Annotated in this window: 7 protein-coding genes; 1 reads left to right on the top strand and 6 read right to left on the bottom strand. The window is 47.3% G+C overall.

Going from position 1 to position 8,477, the window contains the following annotated elements; genetic code table 11:
- The 5 genes from lptB to B7X71_RS09155 form a co-directional block, all read right to left on the bottom strand.
- A partial coding sequence (gene lptB / locus B7X71_RS09175; protein WP_293600556.1) for an LPS export ABC transporter ATP-binding protein occupies window positions 1–679 on the bottom strand: 679 nt, incomplete at its 3' end.
- On the bottom strand, window positions 676–1,233 hold the full coding sequence (lptA, locus tag B7X71_RS09170; RefSeq protein ID WP_293600555.1) for a lipopolysaccharide transport periplasmic protein LptA: 558 nt from the start codon (window positions 1,231–1,233) through the stop codon (window positions 676–678). The genes lptB and lptA, both read right to left, overlap by 4 nt.
- Window positions 1,230–1,874: an LPS export ABC transporter periplasmic protein LptC gene (gene lptC / locus B7X71_RS09165; protein ID WP_293600554.1), complete on the bottom strand. Its 645-nt coding sequence runs from the start codon at window positions 1,872–1,874 to the stop codon at window positions 1,230–1,232. The genes lptA and lptC overlap by 4 nt, the downstream gene beginning before the upstream one ends.
- 11 nt (window positions 1,875–1,885) lie before the next feature.
- Window positions 1,886–2,458: an HAD hydrolase family protein gene (locus tag B7X71_RS09160; protein WP_293600553.1), complete on the bottom strand. Its 573-nt coding sequence runs from the start codon at window positions 2,456–2,458 to the stop codon at window positions 1,886–1,888.
- Between the two features lie 36 nt (window positions 2,459–2,494).
- Window positions 2,495–3,487 (bottom strand): KpsF/GutQ family sugar-phosphate isomerase, encoded by a 993-nt coding sequence (locus B7X71_RS09155; RefSeq protein ID WP_293598383.1) that lies wholly within the window; start codon window positions 3,485–3,487, stop codon window positions 2,495–2,497.
- Window positions 3,488–3,498: 11 nt separating this feature from the next.
- Here B7X71_RS09155 and B7X71_RS09150 point away from each other — a divergent pair, with 11 nt between their 5' ends.
- Entirely contained in the window at window positions 3,499–5,478 is a 1,980-nt protein-coding gene (locus tag B7X71_RS09150; RefSeq protein ID WP_215302116.1) for a monovalent cation:proton antiporter family protein, read from the top strand.
- Window positions 5,479–5,506: 28 nt separating this feature from the next.
- Here the strand turns inward: B7X71_RS09150 and uvrA are convergent, their stop codons facing one another.
- Window positions 5,507–8,395, bottom strand: a complete 2,889-nt coding sequence (gene uvrA, locus B7X71_RS09145) for an excinuclease ABC subunit UvrA (protein WP_293598382.1) — start codon at window positions 8,393–8,395, stop codon at window positions 5,507–5,509.
- Between the last annotated feature and the right edge of the window lie 82 nt (window positions 8,396–8,477).

The raw sequence follows: 8,477 nt of genomic DNA, 5'->3' as shown, positions 1-8,477 counted from the left end.
CTTCGCTGATGATGTAGGCATGATCGCAAATACCTAAGGTTTCGCGTACGTTATGGTCCGTGATCAATACGCCAATTTGACGGTCTCTTAAGAAGCGCACAATTCGCTGGATCTCCCCAACTGCAATCGGATCAACGCCGGCGAATGGTTCATCCAGCAAAATGAATTTAGGCTGAGAGGCAAGCGCTCTTGCAATCTCAACACGACGACGCTCACCTCCAGACAAGGATAGTGCTGGGTTATCACGAAGATGGCTAATTTGAAGTTCACCCAAGAGTTCATCTAGGCGATGCGCAATCTCAGACTTCCTCAATGGTTTGCCGCCTTGCACCTGCAGCTCTAATACCGCTTGAATATTTTCGGCTACGTTCAGCTTTCTGAAAACAGAAGCTTCTTGAGGGAGGTATGACAGGCCCATACGAGCTCGCTCATGAATCGGGAGATGGGTTATGTCTGTGCCATCCAGAACAATACTTCCACCATCAAGTGGAACCAAGCCAACAATCATGTAGAAAGAAGTGGTTTTACCAGCACCATTAGGGCCTAAGAGTCCAACCACTTCGCCGCATTTAACCTCTACCGATACATCCCGAACTACTGTGCGAGATCCATAACGCTTTTGAAGATGCTGGGCGCTGAGGGTTGCTGGCTTTTGAATACTGCTGGAATCCGTGGTCATCTCTCTAGTGTAGCTTTTCTTCTTGGTGAAAGGATGGCTTTAGCCAAAGGCAGATCTTCTGGTTTAGCATTTGGGGGTGGCGTGACTTGATAGCGCTGCAGGACATCGTCGTAATCAATTTTCCAGCCGTGTAATTGATCTAACATTTGCATATTGTGAAGACGCTTCAAGTTAGCATCACCAGTGAGGGTAAGCAATTCAGTTTTTGCATTGTAAGTAACTGTTTGACCGCGACCCTGCATAAACTCATTAGCCGGACCTTCGCGTCTTTGCCTGAAGCTGGCCGTTGATTCTGGATTGCCTTGAACGTCAACGTACTCATAGCCCTCAGGATCAACTTTGATATTGCCTTTTTCGCCGGTAATTAAAATGCTGCCCTTGGTCAAGAGTACCTGACCATCGAGCTCATAAACCTGTTGCACGTCATTTACAGAAACTTTTTCTGCTTCCAAAACTACCGGTTTATCTTGATCTGCTTTTTCAGCATGAGCATGTGCGATAAAGCAAGCTGCTAACAATCCACAATGTATTGCTAGTTTGCGTAAGAAGCTCATGGCTGTGCTCCAGGTTGAACACGCTCGATGCGACCTCTTACTTGGCCAGACAGCACCATACTTTGTTCGATGTTGTTGAATGTGCCACCATCAGTTGAGCGCATGATGGAAACGCCTTGCTCAAGCGTAATGGGTTTATTGGTCTCAATAATGTCGTCATTGATGAGTACCTTGAAATACGAAGAGCGTGCAATCATGCGTGGTCTAGCTGGTTCGGTCGCGGTAGCAGCTTGTGGTGGACGAAAAATTTCAGCATTATTGATGAGATCTAGTATGGTGATGTCGCCATCTAAATGACCTGAGTCCGCTTTCACAGTAATCGGCGACTTTTCAGGAGGGAACAAGCGTATACGAGGTGTTTCAATATCAATTGAAGCGTCATCGTCGTAGTGAATCACTTTCTTGCCCAGCAAGCGATATTTGGTATTGCCAGCTTCGTTGAGCGCGGAAAGGGCGCCATTGGTAATAGTGTAGTCAGGCTCATGTAAGCGTACCCGTTCTAGTGCTGATTTTTCTACGGGAGCATTTTTCTTAACCAGCCAAAAAGTGACGAGAGTAAGTGTGCTCATCAAGATCAATGGCATTAGGCGCAATAGGCCACGCCAGATACTCAATTTAATTTGTTGGGCATTCAGTTCCATGGAGACAAACCTTAAGCGCGTGCCTGAGCAAGTAATTCGTCATAGCGATTTTGTGCTTTTAGAATCAAGTCGCAGACTTCACGAACTGCACCACTACCGCCAGATCGAGTAGTGACAAAGTGAGCAATTTCTTTCACGGCATCATGTCCTTGTGCAGGACATACTTTTAAACCTGCAGACTTCATCATTTGAAAATCAGGCCAATCATCACCCATCACAGCGCAATCAGACGACTTGAGCCCAAGTGACTGCAAAATCTTTTCTAGGGCTACGGCTTTATTTTCAACACCCATGTGCACCTGCTTGATACCGAGTTCATCACAGCGAGCTAAAACCATTTTGGAGTTGCGCCCAGTAATGATGGCGGTTGAAATGCCAATTTTTTCTAAGAGCTTAATTCCCAAGCCATCTTGAATATCAAAAGCTTTCAGAGACTCCTTACCGTTTTCACCAAGAAATACCTGACCATTGGTTAAGACCCCATCGACATCGAGTACGAGTAGCTTGACTGCCCCAGCGCGCTCCCAGGCCTGTGGATACTGGCTCAGAGGATTGGTTTGGTGAGCATTAAAGGCGGTTGGCATGTAGGTGAGTGGATGAATGATTAAAGAGTAAAAAGCTTAAATAACCTTGGCGGCAAATAAATCATGGAGGTTGAGCGCTCCAAGTAATACTCCATGAGAATCAGTGACAACTAAATGATTGATGCGATGTTTTTCCATCATCTCAATAGCTTCTTCCGCCAAGAGTTCGGGAGGAATTGTGCGGGGTGCTGAAGTAGTGGCTTTTTCTAAGGTGAGCCCATCTAAATTGGTGCTCTTCTCTAGAAGACGACGCAAGTCGCCGTCAGTAAAAATACCGGCGACTTTATTTTGATTATTTAAAGTGACCACCATGCCCATGCGTTTAGCGGTCATTTCTAGTAAAGCTTCTTGCAGGGAAGCGGAGATCGCAATCTTAGGAGTCTCATCAAAGTTGCGCATCACTTCGCTGACATGCATCAGTTGCTTGCGACCCAAGCGGCCACCTGGGTGGGAACGTTGAAAATCTTCAGCCTGAAAGCCGCGAGCATCAAGTAAGGCAACAGCTAGGGCATCACCCATAGCGAGCGATGCGGTTGTGCTCGTAGTTGGCGCCAAGTTAAGTGGACATGCTTCTTTTTCAACACTGGTGTCTAAATGGGCATCAGCTAACTTTGCTAATGAAGAATTTGGTGCACCAGTTAGTGCAATGAGTTTTGCACCGGTGCGCTTGACGATTGGCACAATGGTGAGAAGCTCATCAGTCTCGCCGGAATTAGAGAGTGCAACAAAGACATCATCACGCGTAACCATTCCCAGGTCGCCATGACTGGCTTCGGCGGGATGTACAAAAAAAGCGGGGGAGCCGGTAGAGGCAAAGGTGGCAGCAATCTTTCGGGCGATATGACCTGATTTACCAATTCCAGAAACAACGATACGGCCCTTGCAGGAATGCAGTAAATCCACTGCCAAAACGAGGGCATCGGCATTGGCGCCTTCAAGGCGATCACGCATAGTGTGCAGTGCAGCAGCCTCAATGGTGAGGGTGTCACGCGCAAGCTTTAGGGTTCGGTCACGAGTCTTCGCTATCATGGGGTGAGTATATGCCGTCAGTCCTTCAATTAACTCTCATCTTGTTGGCCTCTGGAGTGGCCGGGGTAGTTATTTTCCGCTATTTTGGGCTCCCCCCCATTTTGGGCTATCTTGCCATTGGCGTCCTAATTGGGCCGCATGCCCTGGGTTTGGCCAATGATTCCGCCACAGTTAAGTATTTGGCTGAATTTGGCGTGGTTTTCTTGATGTTTTCAATTGGCCTGGAATTTAACCTCCATAAGCTGCGGGCCATGCGAAGCATCGTATTTGGCTTGGGTGGCAGCCAGGTGCTTTTGACTATCTTGCTTGCAGTGCCGGCAAGCTTGATGATGAACTGGATTTACCCCATTTCCTGGCAGGCAGCCATTGCCCTGGGGGGTGCCCTGGCCATGTCCTCAACTGCTATCGTTACCAAGCTCATTGCCGATCGTTCAGAAATTGAGACTGAGCATGGGCGCAACATCATCGGTATTTTGTTATTTCAAGATTTAGCGGTGGTCTTCTTGCTTATTTTGATTCCCTCACTGGGTAAAAATCCTGGAGACTTATTTTTGGCCTTGACCGCAGCCTCCATCAAGATATCGGTGGCGCTGGTTCTGATTTTTGTGATTGGCCAAACTTTAATGAGTCGCTGGTTTAGTTTGGTTACCAAGTTGCGCTCGCAAGAGTTATTCATGCTCAACTTGCTGCTGATTGTTTTGGGTATGTCAGCACTCACAGAACATTTTGGTTTATCACTTGCGCTAGGGGCTTTCTTGGCGGGTATGTTGATTGCCGAGACACCCTACCGCCATCAGGTTGAGGAGGACGTGAAGCCTTTTAGGGATGTCCTCTTGGGCCTGTTCTTTATTACCATTGGCATGCTGTTGGACTTTAATGTTATTTACCAACAGTGGTTGCTAGTGCTGCTCTTACTGATTGGCCCTTTGATTTTCAAGTTTGGTTTGATTGCCTTACTGTCACGTGCTTTTGGTTCAAGCCCTGGCATCTCGATTCGGACAGGCTTATGTTTGGCGCAGGCCGGCGAATTTGGCTTCGTTCTTTTAAATCAGATTGATGGCTTGGATTTAATCGATCCTGCTTTGAGTCAGGCTGTACTGGCTGCCATGTTGCTCTCGATGTTTGGCGCACCTTTCTTGATTGAATATAGCGATCGGATTGCGATGCGCTTCTCGAGTAATGAGTGGTTGTTGCAATCATTAGCGCTGACACGCGTCGCAGCAAAAAGTGTCCGAACTGAAAATCATGTTGTTATTTGCGGTTTTGGTCGTTCAGGACAAAGCTTGGCCCGCATGCTCGATCAAGAAAAAATTCCTTACATTGCCTTAGATATGGATCCAGATCGAGTTAAAGAGGCTGCTGCCGCTGGGGATAACGTGGTCTATGGTGATGCTAGTCGAGAAAATTATTTAGTAGCCGCTGGTTTGTCGAGGGCAAAGGCAGTAGTAATTACCTATGCAGATACCCCAGCAACCTTAAAAGTATTGCATCAGGTTGAGCGCTTGCGTCCCGGTATGACTGTACTGGTGCGCACTAAGGATGATGCTGATTTAGCTAAGTTACAAGCAGCTGGAGCAACTGAGGTGGTGCCTGAGTTAATCGAGGGTAGTCTCATGATGGCATCACACGTTTTGTTAATGATGGGCGTACCTATGCGTAAGGTCGTACGTCGAATTACCAGTGCACGCGAAGCGCGTTACAGTCTTTTGCGCGGCTATTTCCGTGGGGTTGATGATGAAGTCGACACCAAGGAGTCATGGCGTTTGCACTCGGTAACTTTGTTGCCTGAGTCAGCGAGTATTGGCCAGACTCTTGAAGAGTTACACCTTGAAAACGAAGGCGTGAGCGTACAAGCTGTCAGGCGAAAAGTGGATGGCTCCGACTATGTCAAATTGGAGCTCACTCCAGACTTACGTTTGCAAGCTAACGATATCCTAGTACTCTCAGGCAATTCAGAGGCGACTGATTTAGCCGAATCTAAATTACTCTGAGTGTATTCAGTTACTTCCGATTTCTGAATTATTTCTTCTTTTTTGCAGGCGCTGGTTTGCGCACTAGTAGCGGTGCCAAGTAGTGACCGGTAAAGCTAGCCTCGTTCTTCGCAACTTCTTCAGGTGTACCGGTTGCAATGATTTGTCCACCACCAGCGCCCCCTTTAGGGCCTAAGTCAATAATCCAGTCAGCAGTCTTTATGACGTCTAAGTTGTGCTCAATGATGACGATCGTATTGCCTTGCTTTTTCAAAGTTTGAAGAACAGTCAGCAACAATTGAATGTCATGGAAATGCAAGCCCGTAGTTGGCTCATCCAAGATATAGAGCGTTCTTCCGGTATCGCGCTTAGAAAGTTCTAAGGAGAGTTTGACACGTTGTGCCTCACCACCTGATAAGGTTGTGGCACTTTGACCTAGCTTCACATAACCTAAACCTACATCGAGCAAGGTTTTGAGTTTGCGTTTAACAATGGGTACTGCTTCGAAGAATTCATGGGCTTGCTCGATGGTCATCGACAGCACTTCATGAATATTCTTGCCTTTGTAGCGAATGTCTAATGTCTCGCGGTTGTAGCGTTTGCCATGACAGACATCACAAGGTACATAGACGTCTGGCAAGAAGTGCATTTCGACTTTAATAACGCCATCGCCTTCGCAGGCATCGCAACGACCACCTTTGACGTTGAAAGAAAAACGTCCAGCTTCATATCCGCGCTCACGTGCGGCAGGTACACCACAGAAGAGCTCTCTAATCGGTGTAAATAATCCGGTGTAAGTAGCAGGGTTGGAGCGGGGCGTTCTGCCAATTGGAGATTGGTCGACGCTAATGACCTTGTCAAAGTTTTCTAAGCCCTTAATCGCATCATGTGCTGCAGGCTCAGCATTCGATCCATAAATATGCTGTGCAACTGCATGGTGCAGTGTGTCGTTAATCAGCGTCGACTTGCCAGAGCCAGAGACACCGGTGACACAGGTTAATAGGCCGACTGGAATCTTGGCATGAACGGATTGCAAATTGTTGCCACGTGCACCGATGATTTCTAAGAACTTGTCATTTACTGGAATGCGTTTTTCTGGAACTGCAATCCACTCACGACCAGATAGGTAGGCGCCTGTTAAAGACTTTAGATTGGCTTCCACCTCTGCAGGAGTACCTTCGGCTACTACTTCACCACCATGCACGCCAGCGCCAGGACCAATATCAATGACATAGTCAGAAGCGCGAATCATGTCCTCGTCATGCTCAACTACTAAAACGCTATTGCCCAGATCACGCAAATGCTTGAGTGTTCCGATGAGTCTATCGTTGTCACGCTGATGCAGGCCAATCGAAGGCTCATCTAGTACATACATGACACCAGTTAGGCCGGAGCCAATCTGCGATGCCAGGCGAATACGCTGCGCTTCGCCACCAGAGAGCGTATCTGCGCTGCGTTCTAGAGAAAGATAATCTAGACCCACATCATTGAGGAAGCGCAGACGTGAGCCAATCTCTTTAACAATCTTGTCGGCGATTTCCCGTTTAGCTCCTTTGAGCTCTAATGACTCAAAATATTCTTTCGCTTCTTTTAAAGGTAGGGCGCTGATTTCATAAATGGCGCGAGACTGCTTGCCGTCACCTACTTTGACAAAGCGAGCTTCTTTGCGTAAACGACTACCGTTGCATGATGGACAGGTTTGTACATTTTGGTAGCGTGATAATTCTTCCCGAACTGTTGCTGAGTCAGTCTCACGATAGCGACGCTCAAAGTTGGCAACAATGCCCTCGAAGGCATGCTCGCGAATGCTGTTTTTGCCACGCTCATTGATGTACTCAAATGGAATAGTGACATCACCCGAGCCCAGCAAAATGAGATCTTGCTGTTTCTTATTTAAAGTTTCAAAGGGTTTTTCGACGTCAAAACCACCATGCTTTGCGAGTGTCTGTAAGAGTTTGAAATAAAACTGATTGCGACGATCCCAACCTTTGATAGCACCAGATGCAAGTGATAAATCAGGGTGCGCAACAATGCGTTTAGGATCAAAAAAAGACTGATGGCCTAGGCCATCGCAAGATGGGCACGCACCCATTGGGTTATTAAATGAGAAGAGCCGTGGCTCTAGCTCTTGCAATGAATACGAGCAGATGGGGCAAGCAAACTTGCTAGAGAAAATCATTTCCTTGCCGGTGTCCATATTGACAATCATGGCCTTGCCGTCAGCAAGACGTAGAGCTGTCTCGAAGGATTCCGCTACACGTTGCTGAATATCAGGACGCACTTTGATGCGATCTACCACTACTTCAATAGAGTGCTTGTCGTTCTTCTTTAGTGTCGGCAATTGATCCACTTCAAAGATTTCTGCTTTGGCAGTATTGGTTGTGCCGCCACCAGAGCGCACACGAAAGCGAACAAAGCCTTGGGCTTGGAGATCTTGGAATAAGTCAACGAATTCGCCTTTACGTTCACTAACTACCGGAGCCAGAATCATGAGCTTGGTATCTTCAGGCATTGCTAAAACCGTATCCACCATTTGAGAGACGCTTTGTGCCTCCAATGGCAGATCGTGGTCTGGGCAATGCGGGGTACCAGCGCGGGCAAAGAGTAAGCGCAAGTAATCATGAATTTCTGTCACCGTACCCACGGTTGAGCGCGGATTATGGCTAGTGGCTTTTTGCTCAATTGAGATTGCCGGGGACAGGCCTTCTATCGTATCGACATCAGGCTTTTCCATTAACTGCAAAAACTGGCGTGCGTAAGCCGATAAGGACTCTACATAGCGACGTTGGCCTTCGGCATATAGGGTGTCAAAAGCCAATGAGCTTTTGCCTGAGCCAGACAAGCCAGTCAAAACGACCAGTTTCTCTCTAGGGATATCTAGATTGATGTTTTTGAGGTTGTGCGTGCGTGCACCGCGGATCTTAATTTCGTTATTCATGATTTTTTAGCGTAACTTGTTAATATAGCCCTTTCCCATGAATCCTTCTGAACTTCGCTCCACTCTGGCCTTAGCAGGCATC

This window comes from Polynucleobacter sp. 39-46-10 (genome assembly GCF_002282275.1).
The sequence above is the reverse complement of the archived record's forward strand: the minus strand, read 5'-3'. Positions and strand labels throughout refer to the sequence as shown.